The sequence below is a fragment of the Dorea sp. Marseille-P4042 genome (assembly GCF_900290215.1).
GTDB classification, from domain to species: Bacteria; Bacillota; Clostridia; order Lachnospirales; family Lachnospiraceae; genus Dorea; species Dorea formicigenerans.
On record NZ_OLMI01000001.1, the window covers coordinates 471,395 to 488,983 of the forward strand.

The 17,589-nt window shown below is 41.0% G+C and carries 15 protein-coding genes and 1 tRNA gene; all 16 read right to left on the bottom strand.

Annotated features, from left to right (window positions below):
• Nucleotides 1–68: 68 nt before the first annotated feature.
• Nucleotides 69–557, bottom strand: a complete 489-nt coding sequence (locus C7E02_RS02485) for a GNAT family N-acetyltransferase (RefSeq protein ID WP_105308736.1) — start codon at nt 555–557, stop codon at nt 69–71.
• A 49-nt stretch (nt 558–606) separates the two neighbouring features.
• Nucleotides 607–1,464, bottom strand: a complete 858-nt coding sequence (locus C7E02_RS02490) for a DegV family protein (protein ID WP_005336546.1) — start codon at nt 1,462–1,464, stop codon at nt 607–609.
• A gap of 16 nt (nt 1,465–1,480) precedes the next feature.
• Nucleotides 1,481–2,845, bottom strand: a complete 1,365-nt coding sequence (locus C7E02_RS02495; protein WP_005336547.1) for a PFL family protein — start codon at nt 2,843–2,845, stop codon at nt 1,481–1,483.
• Nucleotides 2,846–2,870: 25 nt separating this feature from the next.
• On the bottom strand, nt 2,871–3,143 hold the full coding sequence (locus C7E02_RS02500) for an ACT domain-containing protein (RefSeq protein WP_029730441.1): 273 nt from the start codon (nt 3,141–3,143) through the stop codon (nt 2,871–2,873).
• Nucleotides 3,144–3,250: 107 nt separating this feature from the next.
• Nucleotides 3,251–4,048 carry an MBL fold metallo-hydrolase gene (locus C7E02_RS02505; protein ID WP_005336549.1) on the bottom strand — a complete coding sequence of 266 codons (798 nt, stop codon included), beginning with the start codon at nt 4,046–4,048 and terminating at the stop codon, nt 3,251–3,253.
• 43 nt (nt 4,049–4,091) lie between these two features.
• Complete coding sequence (gene coaE, locus C7E02_RS02510; RefSeq protein WP_005332574.1) at nt 4,092–4,682, bottom strand: dephospho-CoA kinase; 591 nt, start codon at nt 4,680–4,682, stop codon at nt 4,092–4,094.
• 12 nt (nt 4,683–4,694) lie between these two features.
• Nucleotides 4,695–7,322: a DNA polymerase I gene (gene polA, locus C7E02_RS02515; RefSeq protein ID WP_105308737.1), complete on the bottom strand. Its 2,628-nt coding sequence runs from the start codon at nt 7,320–7,322 to the stop codon at nt 4,695–4,697.
• 240 nt (nt 7,323–7,562) lie between these two features.
• On the bottom strand, nt 7,563–8,546 hold the full coding sequence (locus tag C7E02_RS02520) for an electron transfer flavoprotein subunit alpha/FixB family protein (protein ID WP_105308738.1): 984 nt from the start codon (nt 8,544–8,546) through the stop codon (nt 7,563–7,565).
• Between the two features lie 4 nt (nt 8,547–8,550).
• Entirely contained in the window at nt 8,551–9,342 is a 792-nt protein-coding gene (locus tag C7E02_RS02525) for an electron transfer flavoprotein subunit beta/FixA family protein (protein ID WP_022279049.1), read from the bottom strand.
• Nucleotides 9,343–9,403: 61 nt separating this feature from the next.
• Nucleotides 9,404–10,570, bottom strand: coding sequence for an NAD(P)/FAD-dependent oxidoreductase (locus tag C7E02_RS02530; protein ID WP_005336552.1), 1,167 nt, complete (start codon nt 10,568–10,570; stop codon nt 9,404–9,406).
• A 61-nt stretch (nt 10,571–10,631) separates the two neighbouring features.
• Nucleotides 10,632–11,867, bottom strand: a complete 1,236-nt coding sequence (locus C7E02_RS02535; protein ID WP_005336553.1) for a Zn-dependent hydrolase — start codon at nt 11,865–11,867, stop codon at nt 10,632–10,634.
• 148 nt (nt 11,868–12,015) lie between these two features.
• Nucleotides 12,016–13,698 (bottom strand): PucR family transcriptional regulator, encoded by a 1,683-nt coding sequence (locus tag C7E02_RS02540; RefSeq protein ID WP_005336554.1) that lies wholly within the window; start codon nt 13,696–13,698, stop codon nt 12,016–12,018.
• Nucleotides 13,699–13,841: 143 nt separating this feature from the next.
• Nucleotides 13,842–13,924 (bottom strand) — tRNA-Leu (locus tag C7E02_RS02545).
• 60 nt (nt 13,925–13,984) lie between these two features.
• A complete protein-coding gene (locus tag C7E02_RS02550) occupies nt 13,985–15,256 on the bottom strand; it encodes a diaminopimelate decarboxylase (protein WP_005336555.1) in 1,272 nt (423 codons plus the stop codon).
• On the bottom strand, nt 15,253–15,984 hold the full coding sequence (locus tag C7E02_RS02555) for a TrmB family transcriptional regulator (protein ID WP_005336556.1): 732 nt from the start codon (nt 15,982–15,984) through the stop codon (nt 15,253–15,255). Before C7E02_RS02555 ends, C7E02_RS02550 begins: the two co-directional genes overlap by 4 nt.
• Before the next feature lie 142 nt (nt 15,985–16,126).
• On the bottom strand, nt 16,127–17,563 hold the full coding sequence (gene pyk, locus C7E02_RS02560) for a pyruvate kinase (protein ID WP_105308739.1): 1,437 nt from the start codon (nt 17,561–17,563) through the stop codon (nt 16,127–16,129).
• Nucleotides 17,564–17,589: the final 26 nt, after the last annotated feature.

Consider the following 17,589-nt stretch of genomic DNA (forward strand, 5'->3'; position numbering starts at 1 on the left):
GTGCTTCCGCAAAAAAATACAATTTAAAATTAAATGATATCGTGATCATTCGCAAGCCAGATGCTTCATTATAGTTCTTTGTAATGTACAATAATATCTTCGTACACACCATCTTTGTTCAGGAATCCACCTGGAATTGTCCCGAGCTGTGTAAATCCAAGTTTTTTGTAAAGTGCCAGTGCAGTTGTATTACTCTTTACAACTGCATTGAACTGTATAACGCGAAATCCAATTTCCTTCGCTTTTCCCAGACAATCAGTCACAAGCTCTCTTCCAACGCCTTGCCCTCTTACGGTACTTTTTACCGCATAGCTGGCATTACAGATGTGTCCGCATCTGCCAATATTATTCGGGTGAAGAATATAAAGTCCGACGATCTCATCATTTTCGTTAACCGCAATACCTGTATAAGACTGCTCTTTAAAAAAAGCTTCTCCATCTTCCATTCCCAGACCTTCCATCTGCGGAAATGCTTTTCCCTGCTCTACAACCTCATTCCAGATTGCAATCGCTTCTTTCGTATCCTCACTTCGAAATTCTCTTACAGTAATCTCCATAGTTTTCCTTCCCGTATGAGTCCATACATTAAAATTGTAATTTCATTTATTACAATTTAATTTTACGACTGCAGGCAATTGCCCTTGCCCCTGGTCCAATATGACATGATACGCTCAGTGACAGCGGATTCATCACCACATCATATCCCGGGAATCTTGCCTCTATCTCTGTTTTCCATTCCTGTGCTTCTTCAGCAGAACATGTATAGGCAGCCTCGAGATGTACTTCTTCTCCGGCAAACCGTTCTTTCAAATCTTTTTCCATTGCATCAAGCATCGTCTTCTTTGCAGATTTCCATCCACGCGCTTTCGAAAAGGCATCCAGCTTATCGCCTTGAATCTGAAGAACCGGTTTTAAATTCAATACAGTACCGATAGCTGCCGCTGCAGGTGTGATACGTCCACCTTTTTTCAAGTACTTTAGTGTATCTACTGTAATATAAATACTGGACTCTAGTTTTTCACGCATCAGAACTTCTTCGATTTCCTGTACAGACATCCCTTTTTCTGCCATTTCAATCGCATCAAGAACTGACTGTCTCTGAGTAACAGAAATTCTCTGATTATTTACCACACGGACTTTTCCTTCAAATTCCATAGCAAGTCCCATGGCTGTATCACAGGAACTGCTAAGTCCGCTTGACATCGGAATATAAAGGATTTCATCATATTTTTTCAAAAGCTCTTCCCACAAATCCATCACATCTCCAGGAGATGGCTGTGAGGTAGATATCTCTGCATCCTCTGCCAGTTTTTTATAAAATTCTTCCTGGGACAATGTGATATCTTCATAGAATAATTCTCCGTTAATATAGAATGGCATCGGAAGAATATGGATTCCTAATTTCTTACTTTCCTCCTGTGTAATTCCACTGTTGCTGTCTGTAACAATTGCTACCTTTCCCATTCTTGTCAATTTCCTCCTAATTCTTAAAGCTGTGCACCGGAGCCGGAATCCTTCCTTTTCTGCTCACAAATGCGCTACAATCATATTCATTCACTGGTATGATCGGTGCATATCCTAACAATCCGCCAAATTCAGCGGTATCTCCAACGTCTTTTCCTATAACAGGAATCAGACGTACTGCTGTTGTTTTCTGATTGATCATTCCAATCGCCATCTCATCGGCAATAATTCCTGAAATCGTAGATGCTTTCGTCTTTCCCGGAATAGCGATCATGTCCAGACCTACAGAGCATACACAAGTCATAGCCTCTAATTTTTCCATTGTCAGCGCGCCTATCGTTACCGCATCGATCATTCCCTGATCTTCACTGACCGGAATAAATGCACCGCTAAGTCCACCTACATAAGAGGATGCCATAACACCGCCTTTTTTCACCTGATCATTCAGCATTGCAAGCGCTGCTGTTGTTCCAGGTGCACCGACACGTTCCAGACCGATTTCTTCCAGAATCTCAGCGACACTGTCTCCAATCGCCGGAGTAGGTGCCAGTGACAGATCGACAATTCCAAACGGAACACCGAGACGTTTTGACGCTTCTCCTGCTACAAGCTGACCGACACGAGTTACCTTAAATGCAGTCTTCTTGATTGTCTCACATAATTCTTCAAACCCCTGTCCACGTACCTGCTCTATGGCATGCTTTACAACCCCCGGTCCGCTGACTCCTACATTGATTACCGCATCGCCTTCTGTCACGCCAAGAAATGCCCCCGCCATAAATGGGTTGTCATCTGGTGCATTACAGAATATAACAAGCTTTGCACATCCAAGAGAATCGTTGTCTTTCGTTGCTTCTGCAGTCTCTTTTACAATCTCTCCGCAGAGACGGACTGCGTCCATGTTGATACCTGTCTTTGTAGATCCTACATTAATAGAACTGCACACCCGATCCGTACAGGCAAGCGCCTGTGGAACAGAATGGATTAAAAGCTCATCACTTTTTGTCATAGCCTTTGACACTAATGCAGAATAACCACCGATAAAATTCACACCGACTTCTTTCGCTGCCCTATCCAATGTCCTTGCAATTTCCACAAAGTCTTCCGGTTTCTTGCATGCTGAACCACCGATCAATGAAATCGGAGTTACAGAAATACGTTTATTGACAATCGGAATTCCGTACTCCTGTTCAATCTGATTACCTGTCACAACCAGATCCTTTGCAACTGTTGTAATCTTTTCATATACTTTCTGATTCAACTTATCCAGATTAGAATCAATACAGTCCAAAAGACTGATTCCAAGTGTGATTGTTCTCACATCCAGGTTCTCATGTTCAATCATCTGCTGGGTTTCATTTACTTCGTAAAAATTAATCATGTCCAATCCTCCGCTTTATTCAAGATTACAAACGATGCATTTTTTCAAAGATATCTTCCCGCTGGCAGTGGATATCTACGCCAATTGTTTTTCCAAGTTCTTCCATCTCATTAACAACTACTGCAATTTCTTTTGTACAATTTGTGACATCTACAATCATCATCATATTAAAATACCCCTCTACGATTGTCTGGGAAATATTTAATATGTTTACAGAAATATCAGAAAGATACTGACATACTCCCGCAATAATTCCAACCTTGTCTTTTCCAACTACAGTAATGATACATTTCTTCATGGTGTTCCTCCTCGTAATCTCCGTGTCAGTAAAATTTCTGACACTATGCTTTTTTGTAAGGCAGTTACAGATCAATCATTTTTGACTAGTATTTTTTTACAAAACAGTTACAGATCAATAATCTCTGACACACTGCTTCTCTTTGCAACAGTGATTGGAAAATCGTCCCCTTTATATGGATTATCTCCCAAAGTAACCTCTAACTTCACCGTCTCATAGGCAAGCTCTTCATAATTGTTCTCTTTACTGAGATGTCCAAGAACAACATGTTTCAGGTTATCATGTAATATATCACATAACAGCCTTCCTGACAATTCATTTGATAAATGTCCTTTGTCTCCTGCCACTCTTCGTTTGAGCGGATATGGATATGGACCGACCTCCAGCATCTTTAAGTCATGGTTTGCCTCCAGCACGATTGCGTCCAGATTTTTCAAATGTTCCACGGTATAATCGTCATACTTTCCAAGATCTGTTGCGACTGCAACGGATTTTTTCCCGTCACCGATCCGGTATCCGGACGGTTCATTTGCATCGTGAGAGATTTTGAATGGTTCTACTTTCAGCTCACCCAGTGTAAATGTTTCATCCGTCTGGATTTCATGGAATAATCCCTCCGGCATCTTTCCAATACTGGAAATCTTTTTGATTCCTTCTATTGTACCTTTTGTCGCATAGATCGGCACTTCATACTTTCTGCTGAACACGCCAAGACCCTGCACATGGTCAATATGTTCATGAGTGATCAGAATCCCGCTAAGCTCCTCTCCCTTGATATCCAGAGCTTTCAGACCTTCCTCTACTCTTTTTTTGCTGATTCCTGTATCTACAAGAAGATGTGTATGCTCTCCTCCCGTATAGATACAATTGCCACTGCTTCCGCTGGCAATACTGCATAGTCTCATATATATGTAAATTCCTTCCGTATATCTTAGGTATGAGATCTGTCTATAATTCCTTTACAATCTGATCGATCTGGATCATTGTCTCTGCAAAGATTCCACTATTATCAATTACACGGTCACAGGCTTTCAGGAACATCTCCTTTGGCAGCTGTGCTGCAATAATCTCATCAATCTTCTTATTATCATATCCCCTGGAATAGTAAAGACGGTTTCTGCGCACTGCATCCTCCACATATATATACCAGAGCTCATCACAGATCTCATTATAATGATCTTCTACAAGAACAGCCGATTCTACAATCAGAAGATTCGTGTTCTTGCGTTCTTCTTTTTTGATTTTTTTATTTACTTCCTCTTTTACCGCCGGGTGTACAATCTCATTGAGTACATTTAACTCTTTGGGATCACCGAACACGATATCTGAAAGCTTCTTTCTGTCAAGCTCCCCTTTTTCGTCCAGTATTTCTGTACCAAAATGTTCTACGATCGGATCGTAACAGATTCCGCCTTTTTTCTGCAATTTCTTTGCCACCTTATCAGTCTGACAAACGGAAGCTCCGTATTTGTCACTTAAATATTCCAGTATCTGTGTCTTTCCTGCTCCTACTCCGCCAGTAATACCTATAATTTTCATAATCTCCACCCCTTACTTTGCTTCGTACCAGTTTTCTCCTGTATGCATATCTATCTCCAGCGGTACATCTAAGGATGCCGCCTGCTCCATCTCCTCCCGGAGGATTTTTTCTACTTCCGGAAGTTCTGGTCTGTAAGCTTCTATGAGAAGTTCATCATGTACCTGAAGTACAAGTCTGGACTTCAGATTCTGCTCTTTCAGTCTACGGTTCACACCGATCATGGCAATTTTCATAATATCTGCTGCGGTTCCCTGGATTGGTGCATTCATTGCCACTCTCTCTCCGAAGGAACGCTGCATAAAATTGCTGGAAGAAAGTTCCGGAACCGGACGTCTTCTTCCGAACAATGTCACAACATACCCCATCTCTTTTGCATGTGCCACAGTATCATCCAGAAATGTCTTGATTCCCGGATATGTCTTAAAGTAATCTTCAATATATTTTGCAGCTTCTTTTCTGCCAATACTCAAGTCCTCAGACAATCCAAAAGAACTGATCCCATATACAATACCGAAATTGACCGCTTTCGCATTTCTTCTTTGAAGTGGAGTTACCTCTTCAAAAGGAATGTGAAATACCTGAGAAGCTGTAATTCTATGAATATCCTTTTCTTCCCGGTAAGCCTCAATCAGATTTGCGTCACCGGAACAATGTGCCAGCACACGAAGTTCAATCTGAGAATAATCGGCATCCACAAAAATGTATCCGTCCTCCGGCACAAATACCTTCCGGATCAGCCGTCCCAGTTCTACCCGGACCGGAATATTCTGAAGATTCGGCTCCGTACTGCTGATCCGTCCGGTCGCTGTAATTGTCTGATTGAACTTGCTGTGGATTCGTCCATCTTCTTCAATATAATTGACCAGACCATCTGCATACGTAGATTTTAGCTTTGTAAGCTGTCTGTATTCCAGCACTTTACTTACAATCGGATAATCCGGTGCAAGCTTGTCCAGCACACTTGCCGCAGTGGAATAACCACTTTTCGTCTTTTTACTTCCCGGAAGTAAAAGCTTTTCAAAAAGGATCACGCCAAGCTGCTTTGGTGAATTAATATTGAACGATTCCCCTGCCATTTCGTAAATTTCTTTTTCCAGTTCACTGATCCGTCCGCCAAGCTGGCTGCTATAAACTTTCAATGCTTCGCCTTCAGCACGGATCCCATTTCTTTCCATATCATAAAGAGTAAATACAAGCGGCATCTCAATATCTTCAAATAGATGCAGCATCTGTGTTCCTTCTAACTTCTTGTATAACAAGTCACTGCCCTTAAACGCTGTATATGCTTCATAGCAAACCTTCACATAAGCTTCTGACTTTTCTTCAATTACAATATTAAGCTGCTCTCTTGCCACATCTTCGTATGTGTAATCATTCTTCAACGGATTCAAAAGGTAAGCCGCAACCGTTGCATCAAAGCAATGCTTCTGATTTTTGATTGTCAGCCACTTCATAGCTTCTTTGATATCGAACATGACAAAACGTCCGCAACTTTCATTCAGCTTACTCAGCTTTTCAAGAAGGAATTCCTTTGTAATCTGCTCAGTCACTTCAATACAGTATGCATGCTCTTCATCAAAGCAAAGACCGATACCGCCAATTGCCGCTTCATTTGCAAAAAGCGGAAGTACATTTTCCGTATTCTGGAAGATCACCGCTCCAACACATGTGGATTCTTTTGCCTGATTCAGAACCTTTTCTGCCTTCTTATAATCTGTAATCTGTTCAAATCCGTCTTCCACCTGATTTGCCGGTGCAGTAACATCGAATTTGGACAAAAGATTCTTAAACTGTAGTTTCTGGAAAAATGCATATGCTTCTTCTGTAAATATATTACCAAGCTTCGCCTCAGACAGTTCATACGGAAAATCCGCATGCACTTCAATCGTGGCAAGTGTCTTGCTCATAACTGCCATATCCCAGTGCTCAGCAAGTGCCTTGGACGCTCGTGGCGGCTTCAGTTCACTCACATGTTCATATGCATTCTCGATTGAATGATATTCTGTGATAATCTTGGTCGCTGTCTTTTCTCCGATGCTTGGAACTCCTGGAATGTTATCGGCCGTGTCGCCCATCAGCGCTTTCAGATCAATGAACTCCTTCGGTGTCACCTGATAACGTTCTTTCACATCTGCCGCATAATAATCTTCCACTTCAGTACGACCCTGCTTTGTCTTTGGAATGCGGATCTTAACATGTTGCGTTGCAAGCTGCAGAAGATCTCTGTCTCCGGAAATAACGGACACTTCCATTCCTTTTTCTTCACATCGTCTGGACAGTGTTCCAAGAAGATCGTCAGCCTCCAATCCCGCACACTCTATAGTCTTAATCCCCATAGAGCAAAGGACTTCCTTAATAACCGGAACCTGCTGCCTCAGTTCGTCTGCCATCGGCTTTCTTGTTCCTTTGTAAGCGTCATACATCTTATGACGGAATGTCGGCGCATGCACGTCAAATGCGACCGTCAGATAATCCGGCTTTTCTTCATCCAGAATCTTGAACATGATCGTCAGAAATCCATAGATTGCATTCGTATGAAGTCCTTCGGAATTCGTCAGATCCGGAAGTCCGAAAAATGCCCTGTTTAATATGCTGTGCCCATCGATGAGCACAATTTTTTTATTTGTATTCTCGCTCATATAGTCTCCTTGTTAATAAACAAACTACCTTATTACTATACACCAAATCCGTTTTTTTTAAAAGCTATATATTATCAAAACAAATAAAATAACGCCAAATTTGATACATTTCTATCAAATTGTTCCATTCAAGACTCTCATGGCAAAAAAAGAAAGCCCGGCGATGAGCTTTCTTTTCTGTCATGCCTTTTAAAGCATGCGTATATTCTAAAATTGAGGTAAGTAATGTCTGTCTTTACATTACAGTGTCAGGTAGTTCTCCAGAATTTCTTTTAAATCTGCCCGGATTCCGTAATCTGCAACTCCAAAAATCGCAGCATTTTCGTCTGTATTGACTGCAACATATAAATTTGTATCCTTGATTCCTTCTGTATGCTGAATTGCTCCGGATACACCAAAGGAGATACAGATCTTCGGACGGATTGTCAGTCCTGTCTGTCCAATCTGGTGATTGAACGGAATCATCTCTGAATCAACCATTGGTCTTGTTCCTCCGATTGCTCCTCCGACTTTCTCAGCAAATTTCTCGAGAAGTTCAAAGTTATCATCTTCCAGAACTCCACGCCCTCCGACAACAACAACTTCTGCTCCGAGAATACTGTCTGTTGTATTTTCTGCCGGAAGTTCTTCCAGAATCTCAACTCCAGATTTTTCAATTTTGATATCATCAAAAAATGTTACATTTGCATTTCCGCTTTCTTTTGCCTCACAGGCTGCATAGACACCAGGTCTTACTGTCATCATCTGCGGATAAATACCTTCTTTTGTAAGAATTGTAACAAATACATTTTCTCCGTAGGACGGTTTGTTCTGTTTAATATAGAAAGAACCGTCTTCTCTCTGAGCAGCCAGAACCTCTGTACAGTCCGCAGTCATACCACAACCAAGACGCATCGCTACTCTTGAGAAAATAGAGCGTCCCTGTGGTGTTGCCGGAACAAGCACTGCGGATGGCTCGATTTTCTTTAACATTTCAGCAATTGCAGCACTGACTGCATCATCCTGAAGTGTGATATCATGATCTGCTTTTACTGCATAGATTTCATCTACACCAAGCTTATCTAATTCTTTTACAAGTTCTTCTGCATGGTCGGAAAGAACGATTGCCTGAACTTTTTCTTTTGTTGTCTCAGCCAGACCTTTTGCCGCTGAAACCAGTTCTGCAGCTACCGTCTCTAATTCACCATTATAACTTTCTGCATAAACACAAATTCCATTAGCCATAGGTCTACTTTCCTTTCTCCTCTTCAATCAGGTCATAAAGCTGTTTTGCAAGTTCTGCCGGTGTACCTGTAAGCATCTTAGCACTTCTCTTTGTCTCCGGCTGGAAGGAATCAACAGTAACTGTCGGTGATCCCTTGATTCCAACTTCCTCTGCTGCAAATCCAAGTTCAGCATTTGTATAGGTAACAAGTGGTTTTGTTTTTGCCGCACGTTTACTTCTAAGTGTTGCAAGTCTTGGCTCATTGCAGCCAAAGTTTACAGATAATACTGCCGGTGTAGCGCAGGCAATCCTGAAACTTGTATCGTGCATTTTCTTTACAACTTCAACTTTTCCTGCCTGATCTTCCTTATATTTTACAGACTGGATTTCTACAACATGTGGAAGATTTAATTCTTCTGCAACCATTGCTGCCACCTGTCCGGTTGCCCCGTCTGCTGACAGGGCACCTCCTAAGATCAGGTCAAATTCACCATATAACTGAATTGCTTTTGCTAATACTTTTGCTGTTGCTACGGTATCTCCTCCTGCAACTGCTCTATCTGTGATCAGGCAGCTTTCGTCACATCCGAGTGCCATCGCATCACGCAATGCTTTTTCTGCATCCGGTGGTCCCATCGTAAATACTACAACTTTTCCGTCTGTCTGCTCTTTTAACTGCATTGCTTCTTCAATGGCATTCAGATCTGCCGGATTGATCATTCCTTCAGAGCTTGCACGTACAAGTGCATGTGTTTCCGGGTCTACAGATACATCGTTAGATACCGGAACCTGCTTAATAAGAACTGCTATATTCATAGTTTCCTCCTATTATTTTTACTTTCATCTGTTACTTTCAATAGTAACTTTCATTTGCTTATTAGTCTTCAAGAAGTCTCTCGAATGCCCAGTTCTCAAGAAGTGGTGTGCTCTCGTCACGCATGATCAGTTTTGCAAGATCACGTGTTGCTGCCGGAACCTCGATGACTCCATTTCCACCAAATCCTGTTGAAAGCATGTATCCTTCTACTGGTGTCTTACCAAGTACCGGCCAGAAATCCTTTGGCTCTGCACGGTAGGATAACCAGGAAGATACAAGTCCGCTGTCTACGATTCCCGGAACCTTAGCATCCAACTGATCCAGAAGGAAGTCGATGAAGTAATCGTCTGTTCCACCTGTTGCAGGTAATTTGTCTGGATCCCACTGTCCTGCATGCATCGGATTGTTCAGATCCATAGATAAGTGAGATTTGCAGATAAAAATGTTGTCTCCTGCTCTCAGTGCATAGAACTCTGGGTATTTCAGTACTGGGAATGTGTAGTCTAATTTCTTTCCTGGAGGGCATAAGAAGAATGCTTCCGCTTTTGTATGCCAGATTGGTACGTTCAGTCCAACCATTTCTCCTGTAATTTTGCTCCATGGACCTGTACAGTCAACAACTACATCAAACTCATACTCTGCTCCATCGTCAGTTGTAAGACCTTTTACTTTGTTATCTACGATCTTAACATCTGTAACTTTCACGCCTGTCTTTACAGTTACGCCATTTTTCTGAGCTTTTTTCATATATGTATTGGAAATCATTGTTCCATCAAAATATCCGTCATCCTCTGTATATCCTGCTCCAAGAATATTTTCTGTAGAAATATCTGGAAGGATTTCTTTGATACGGTCTTTATCTGTAATATACTCTCCTGTATATCCTGCTGCTTTTGCAAGAGCGATTCCTGTCTTAATGACCTTCTCTACTTCTTCATTTGTTGCTACTACAAGAGTTCCTGTCTTATCAAATCCTGCTGAACCTTTCTCTTCCGCTTCCATTTTCAGGTAGGACTCGAAACCATAAAGTCTAACGTCCCAGTATCTGTTCTTGAGGGAATCATCAAAAAGACATACTGTTCCGGCTGATTTTGCTGTAGAAGCTCCACCGATTGTGTCCTTTTCAAATACTGTCACATCAGCTTCTCCTTCGTAGAGGCTTAAGTGATAAGCCAGTCCTGCTCCTGAGATTCCGCCACCGATAATACCAATTTTTTTCTTTGCCATAGTTTTTTTACCTGCCTTTCTTTTTTTAGGTTTCCTTAAAATGCATCATGTCTTTCGACTTTTATTTTTCATCCAGTTTTAAAACTGTATTTAACAAAACATTGCAGCCATTCTCAATGTCTTCCGGTGCTGTGTATTCATATCTGGAATGACTGATTCCGTCTTTGCTAGGCACGAAAATCATTCCTGTCGGGAATACGCTTGTCATGATCAGGGAGTCATGAAATGCACCGCTTGGGATGACTGTATAATCAATTCCAAGCTCTTTTACCGCTTCCTCTATCGTTCCTCTTACTAATTCCGACATTGGTGCCGGATCATGATAAGATGTCGGAACAAATGTAGACGTAACTCCATATTTTTTGCAGATGTCCTCAAGAAGCCGTCTGAGATGATTTTCAATCAGTTTCATAACTTCTGCGCTCTGGTCACGAATCTCCAGGCTGAAAGTGCAAGTTCCTGGAATTACATTAACGGAATGTGGTGTAACTTTAATGGTTCCGACTGTTGCAACAGTAAATTCATTTCCATACTCTTTTACAATTTCCGGAACCTTGTTGATGAATCCAGCCGCAGCAACGAGTGCATCTTTTCTGTCAGCCATCGCAGTACTTCCTGCATGATTTGCCTCGCCTGCTACAGTCACATCATATCGATTCACACCTGCAATCGATGATACAACGCCGACCGGTGTATGTGCTTTATAAAGTCTGGATCCCTGTTCTACATGAAGTTCGATAAAACTGTGTACCGTCTTTGGATCTCTTTTGGCTTTCATCACATTTGCACTTGTGATTCCATATGATTTCATCACTTCGCCTCGTGGCTCACCGTAAATATCCAGCTCATCATCACTGACATCAGGGTCCTGTCCACAAAGTGAACTGCTTCCCAGAAGTCCTTTTCCAAAACGGAATCCTTCTTCATCGGTAAACACAATCACCTCGATCGGGTGTTTCGGAACTTTTCCATGTTCCTTTAACACTTCACATACTTCCAATCCTCCAACGCAGCCAGTCACTCCATCGTATCGACCTCCGTCCGGAACTGTGTCAAGATGTGAACCCATCATAATTGCCGGAAGATCATTATCCTGCCCATCCATATGAGCAATCAGGTTACCAGCTTCGTCCACATGGCATGTCATGCCAAGGCGCTTTGCCCAAGATGCAAAAAGTTCTCTTCCTTTTACATCTTCTTCGGAGAATGCCATTCTCGTGTACGTTCCATCTTCTTTTTTACCACACTGATAAATGTCTTCTAATCTGGAAACCACACGATTTATATTTGCTTTCATCCGAATTCCTCCTCCCTTGTGAATCTTTGTTTTTCTATGTCTCATATTATAGATATTTTTTTAACAATACGCATCTGCATAATTGGACAAAAAAGTAACAGAGATTTATCAACAACTGATAAATCTCTGTTACTTTCTCAAAAAACTGCTATTTTTTTAAATTTTCCATCATTTTACATACAACTAAGCCAATTCGGACAGATAGTACTTCATTAGGGTTATCAAAATCTATGCCTGTGATCTGCGAAATCCGCTCAATACGATAGGCCGCCGTCTTATAATGTATATACAAGTCCTGAGCTGTCTTTGTCAGATTCTGGTTGTGTTCCAGATAAGTCTTAAGTGTCAGGATCAGATCCTGACGCTGCTGTTTTTTGTAATGATATAATTTTTGAAGAGATTCTGGTACATATTCCATCATTTCTTTCTCATCACTGAGCTGACAAAGCAGTTTGAAAATTCCCATGTCGGAGAAAATCATAATTTTGGACTGACTGTCTTCATTTTCATCTCCAAGAATATCAATAAACATCAATGAATCCGTTGCCTCTTTAAAACTGCTCGGAATATGTTCAATCCCCTCTATCATTCGTCCGACTCCGGCACGGACTTTCAAATCTTTTTTCGCACTTGCCACACGCTTCTGAATCTTCATGACGATTTCTTTCAATTCGTGACGATATTCTTCCTGTTTTCTCGCCGGATCTACTTCCTGTATCACAATGACTCTGTCCATATCATTCTGAATCTTCACATTCGGAAATTCAATAGCGATCGCATTGTTCAATATATTCGTGTATTTCACCGTGTCATTCAGATCGACCCGATTTGAGCCATATCCGAGATTGAACGCAATAATACGGTAGAACGCATCCATAGAAATTCCAAGCAGGGAACTGTCCCTTCGAAGTTCCTGAATTGAGTGAACCTTTCCATTCAAAATATTGTTCATAATATCACTCTGGAACTTTTTCTCAAGATCTGCCAGTGAACTTTGACGGAACAATTCCTGCTTCAACGCTGTTACTGCATTCTCAACTGCAATAAAATCCATACCGTTGACCGGATGTTCTGTTTCAGTAACAACCAGATACATTCTCGCATTATACATAACATTCAATCGCACAAGATACTGCCCGATCTTTTCTTCCGGTTTTTCCTCCAATGTAATTTCCTGTCTCCGGTATTTATAATTTGAATAAAAGTCCAAAGAATACTCTTTTGCGTCCGGCTGAATTTCAAATTCACGGATTCTTGTATCTGTTGTCGCCTGGCATTCCAGATTCTGATCAAACAATGCCACCGGGTTTCCAATCAGTTTTGACAAAATGTCTACAATACGCTGCACTCCATTTTCCATGGAATGAAAAGAAAGTGACAGCGCCGTAAAATTATCATGAGTTGTCTTAAAATACTTAAGTCTGATAACTTCCTCACTGAAAATATGCTCCATGATCGTATTAAGAATTTCTCGAAATGGCATTTCAAACGGAATCTCAACGACAGGAGTTTCTGTCTTTTGAGCATACTCCTGTATGACCGCCATCTTTTCCTCCATGAAGTCTACGGTTCTTCCTTGCTTAATCACAAGTGCACTTACTTTTTTCTTTGCAAGCTCCGCGATATAACTGCGGAACTCTTCCGGGGAACAACTCTGAAATGCATTCAATCCTGTCAGAAGGACCTCTCCACCACTGATAAAACGAACAATATCTGGAGATTCAATAATCGTAACACCACGGATTTCCTGGCCAATACCACCCTTGCCCCAGAGCAGATTCGCTTTCTGAAATAATTTCATATCAAGCATATCCTGTACTGTAAATCCCATAATCTTCTTCCTTTCGTCATTTCATTCTTTCTTCTTTTGTTCCTCTAAAAACATCGGTTTTATTATAATGAATATCTAATAAATGTGCAAGGGCAAAAAAGCACCGAAAACTTTAAGTCTTCGATGCTCTTTCATAAATCAACTGCGGATGACGGGACTTGAACCCGTACATAGTCACCTACGTCAGATTTTGAGTCTGATGCGTCTGCCATTCCGCCACATCCGCATATCCCAGCTTTTTCAAGCCGAGATTAATTGTAACACACAACTGCGTGAAATACAACATTTATTTTATTAATTTTTTTCCAATATCAAAACAATCAAAGGTTGCGAAATAATCTGCTGGTGTTTCAGCTCTTCGGATAAGCTGTGTGCTTCCATCTTCTTTTAAGAGCACCTCTGCGGATTTTAATTTCCCATTATAATTGTATCCCATAGAAAATCCATGTGCTCCTGTATCATGAATCACAAGAACATCTCCCATATCAATCTTCGGAAGCATACGGTCAATTGCAAATTTGTCATTATTCTCACAAAGGGAACCGGTTACATCATATTTGTGATCACACGGCGCATCTTCTTTTCCCATGACTGTAATATGATGATATGCACCATACATAGCCGGACGCATCAAATTCACTGCACATGCATCTACCCCAATATATTCCTTATGGGTGTGTTTCTCATGAATTGCTTTTGTTACAAGACAGCCATAAGGTCCCAACATAAATCTTCCAAGTTCTGTATAAAGAGCTACATCTCCCATGCCTGCAGGCACAAGAACCTCATTATAAACTTCCCGCACACCTTCTCCAATCGCACGGATATCATTTGGCTCCTGATCTGGTGTATACGGAATTCCGATACCGCCTGACAAATTAATAAATTTGATATGAATGCCTACCTCTTTCTGAAGCTTTACAGCCACTTCAAATAATACTTTTGCAAGCATCGGATAATATTCATTTGTTACAGTATTACTTGCAAGGAAGGCATGAATTCCAAATTCCTTCGCACCTTTGCTTTTTAAAATCTTAAATGCTTCAAAAAGCTGCTCAGTTGTCATACCAAACTTGGCATCTCCCGGGTTATCCATAATATCATTACTAATCTTGAACAGTCCGCCCGGATTATACCGGCAACTGATCGTTTCTGGAATCTCGCCAATTGTCTCTTCAAGGAAATCGATATGCGTAATATCATCCAGATTAATAATTGCTCCTAACTTGTGTGCAAGTTCATATTCTTCTCTCGGTGTGTCATTGGAAGAAAACATAATGTCCTCTCCCTTTACTCCCATTGCATCTGAAAGGAGAAGTTCTGTATAAGAAGAACAGTCACATCCGCATCCATACTCTCTCAAAATATCAATCAGAAACGGATTCGGCGTTGCTTTAACTGCAAAATACTCTTTATACCCCGGATTCCATGCAAATGCTTCTTTTAGTGCCTGCATATTCTTGCGGATTCCCTTCTCATCATAAAGATGAAATGGAGTTGGATATTTTTTCATGATTTCATCCAGTTGTTCTTTTGTTACAAATGGTTTTTTCTTCATTGCATGTTCTCCTCTCGTATTGCCAGAAGTTTTATTTCATTACTAAGAGCACTTTTATATAACTCTACAAAATTTTTCTGTCCGGAATAAAGGCATGTATTAATGCTTCCTTCTCCATACTCTCCGGTCAGCACATATCTGGAATCTGTAATCACACCAATCTGCATTCCACGATTGTTTCCAATATAGACTCTGGCATTTCTAAAATTCACAGGTTGATCTGTCACAATTACGACTTTCTTTTTAGCCCGGATCAGACTTTCCAGCTCATCCACGAACAATAACAGGTAATTTCTTGTACAGGAAATGTATACTCTCTCTTCGGCTTTTGCCAGAAGATTACGAATCTTATCCAAAATATTAGAAGAACCTTCTATTGTAATGTACCCTTCTACATGATCTTTTTCAGATGGCATATGCTTCTTTAGCCATCTTTGAGACTCTTCCAGCCTCCGGATTCTATTCCGGCAAAATTCGTCCAATGGCACAGACACATATTTTTTTGTTGTTCCTTCTTCCACCAGATAAGCCGCGCCTTTTTCAGTCATACTTGCAAGCGAATTATACGCATTGGATCTAGATATTCCAAGCTGCTTTGCAACTTCATAGCCTGTCGTCTTTCCTTCACTGATCAGGCAGCCGTAAATTCCTGCTTCCTGCCTTGTAAGCCCAAATTCCATCAGGCGTTCGATATATGATTTATCTTCCATTTTTTCACCTGTTCTCATTTTTGTCCTTTTGTAGTAGTTCTCTCACGGAACACTATAGTATATTTCTTGCTATCAGTCAAGTACTTAAATGAGAAATATATTCAAAAAACGAACAACAGATGAAAGAACTCTCTCATCTGTTGTTCGTTTTCAATAATTCTTAATCTATCACTGCTATTTTCATAATATTGCTGACTCCGGCAACATTTCCGGAAATATTCGGGGAAGGGATTCCTGCTGTCAGGACTACAGTGTCCCCAGTCTCTGCAATCTGTTTTGCTCTTACAAGATCTAACGCGCTGCTACAGATTTCATCTGTAGAATTTGCATTAATAGAGCAATACGGACGTACTCCCCAGTAAATCTGCATTCTGCGAAGTGTTTCTTCGTTTGGTGATATACCGATAATCTCTGTCTTCGGTTTAAATTTGGATACAACTCTTGCAGTTGCTCCTGATACAGTTGGTGTAATAATACACGCTGCTTTCAGATTTCTTGCAGTTGTTACAGTTGCATATGCCAGAGCACTGGAAGCATTTCTCATTCTGTGCGCACCTGCTTTTTCCAGCATCTCCTTATAATCCAGATGCTGCTCCGTATTTTCTACAATGTGTACCATCATCTTCAGTGCTTCAACCGGATATTTTCCCTGTGCAGTCTCACCTGAAAGCATGACAGCGTCTGTTCCGTCGTAAACTGCGTTTGCCACATCTCCAACCTCTGCTCTTGTCGGACGTGGATTACGGATCATAGAATCCAGCATCTGAGTTGCTGTAATGACCGGCTTGTAATTATCATTACATTTCTGAATGATCAATTTCTGGAGATATGGAACTTCTTCTGCCGGGATTTCTACACCGAGATCTCCTCTGGCAACCATGATACCGTCTGCACAGCGGATAATCTCATCAATATTATCAATTCCCTCCGAATTCTCAATCTTTGCAATGATCGGAATATATGGTGCTCCGCATTTATTTAAGTAAGAACGGATTTCCAAAATACACTCAGCATTTCTTACAAATGATGCTGCAATAAAGTCAATTTTCTGCTCAACACCGAATTTCAGGTCTTCTTTATCCTTTTCTGTAATTGCCGGAAGTCTGACTGGAACATTCGGGACATTGACTCCCTTTCTCTCGCCAAGTTCACCACCATTAACGATTGTACAGATAATATCTGTCTCCGTCTTTTCTTTTACTTTAAGTCCGATCAGACCATCATCGATCAGAATCATGTTCCCGATCTGCACATCATCGACCAGACCTTTGTATGTCAGAGAAACTTTTGTTTCATCTCCTTCGATTTCTTCATTCGTCAGAGTGATTGTCTCGCCTTCTTTTAACAATACCTTCTTTCCGTCTTTCAAAACACCTGTACGGATTTCCGGTCCCTTTGTATCCAGAAGGATTGCCACTGGTTTCTTCTCTTCTTCGCGAATCTTCTTCAACATATCCATACGGCCTTTTTGTTCTTCATGTGAGCCATGTGAAAAGTTAAATCTTGCGATATCCATGCCTTCTTTTACAAGCCGTCTCATGATATTCTCATCGTTTGAATTCGGTCCCATTGTGCAGACAATCTTTGTTTTCTTCATTCCTGTTCTCCTTTTGTTGTTCAATT

What these genes read in the sequence shown, in the direction of transcription:
- C7E02_RS02520 (WP_105308738.1), bottom strand. Translation starts at nt 8,546, where the DNA reads ATGGCTAATGGAATTTGTGTTTATGCAGAAAGTTATAATGGTGAATTA.
- C7E02_RS02535 (WP_005336553.1), bottom strand. Translation starts at nt 11,867, where the DNA reads ATGAAAGCAAATATAAATCGTGTGGTTTCCAGATTAGAAGACATTTAT.
- C7E02_RS02505 (WP_005336549.1), bottom strand. Translation starts at nt 4,048, where the DNA reads ATGAGACTATGCAGTATTGCCAGCGGAAGCAGTGGCAATTGTATCTAT.
- C7E02_RS02525 (WP_022279049.1), bottom strand. Translation starts at nt 9,342, where the DNA reads ATGAATATAGCAGTTCTTATTAAGCAGGTTCCGGTATCTAACGATGTA.
- coaE (WP_005332574.1), bottom strand. Translation starts at nt 4,682, where the DNA reads ATGAAAATTATAGGTATTACTGGCGGAGTAGGAGCAGGAAAGACACAG.
- C7E02_RS02500 (WP_029730441.1), bottom strand. Translation starts at nt 3,143, where the DNA reads ATGAAGAAATGTATCATTACTGTAGTTGGAAAAGACAAGGTTGGAATT.
- C7E02_RS02490 (WP_005336546.1), bottom strand. Translation starts at nt 1,464, where the DNA reads ATGGGAAAGGTAGCAATTGTTACAGACAGCAACAGTGGAATTACACAG.
- C7E02_RS02555 (WP_005336556.1), bottom strand. Translation starts at nt 15,984, where the DNA reads ATGAGAACAGGTGAAAAAATGGAAGATAAATCATATATCGAACGCCTG.
- C7E02_RS02530 (WP_005336552.1), bottom strand. Translation starts at nt 10,570, where the DNA reads ATGGCAAAGAAAAAAATTGGTATTATCGGTGGCGGAATCTCAGGAGCA.
- C7E02_RS02550 (WP_005336555.1), bottom strand. Translation starts at nt 15,256, where the DNA reads ATGAAGAAAAAACCATTTGTAACAAAAGAACAACTGGATGAAATCATG.
- polA (WP_105308737.1), bottom strand. Translation starts at nt 7,322, where the DNA reads ATGAGCGAGAATACAAATAAAAAAATTGTGCTCATCGATGGGCACAGC.
- C7E02_RS02485 (WP_105308736.1), bottom strand. Translation starts at nt 557, where the DNA reads ATGGAGATTACTGTAAGAGAATTTCGAAGTGAGGATACGAAAGAAGCG.
- pyk (WP_105308739.1), bottom strand. Translation starts at nt 17,563, where the DNA reads ATGAAGAAAACAAAGATTGTCTGCACAATGGGACCGAATTCAAACGAT.
- C7E02_RS02540 (WP_005336554.1), bottom strand. Translation starts at nt 13,698, where the DNA reads ATGGGATTTACAGTACAGGATATGCTTGATATGAAATTATTTCAGAAA.
- C7E02_RS02495 (WP_005336547.1), bottom strand. Translation starts at nt 2,845, where the DNA reads ATGATTAATTTTTACGAAGTAAATGAAACCCAGCAGATGATTGAACAT.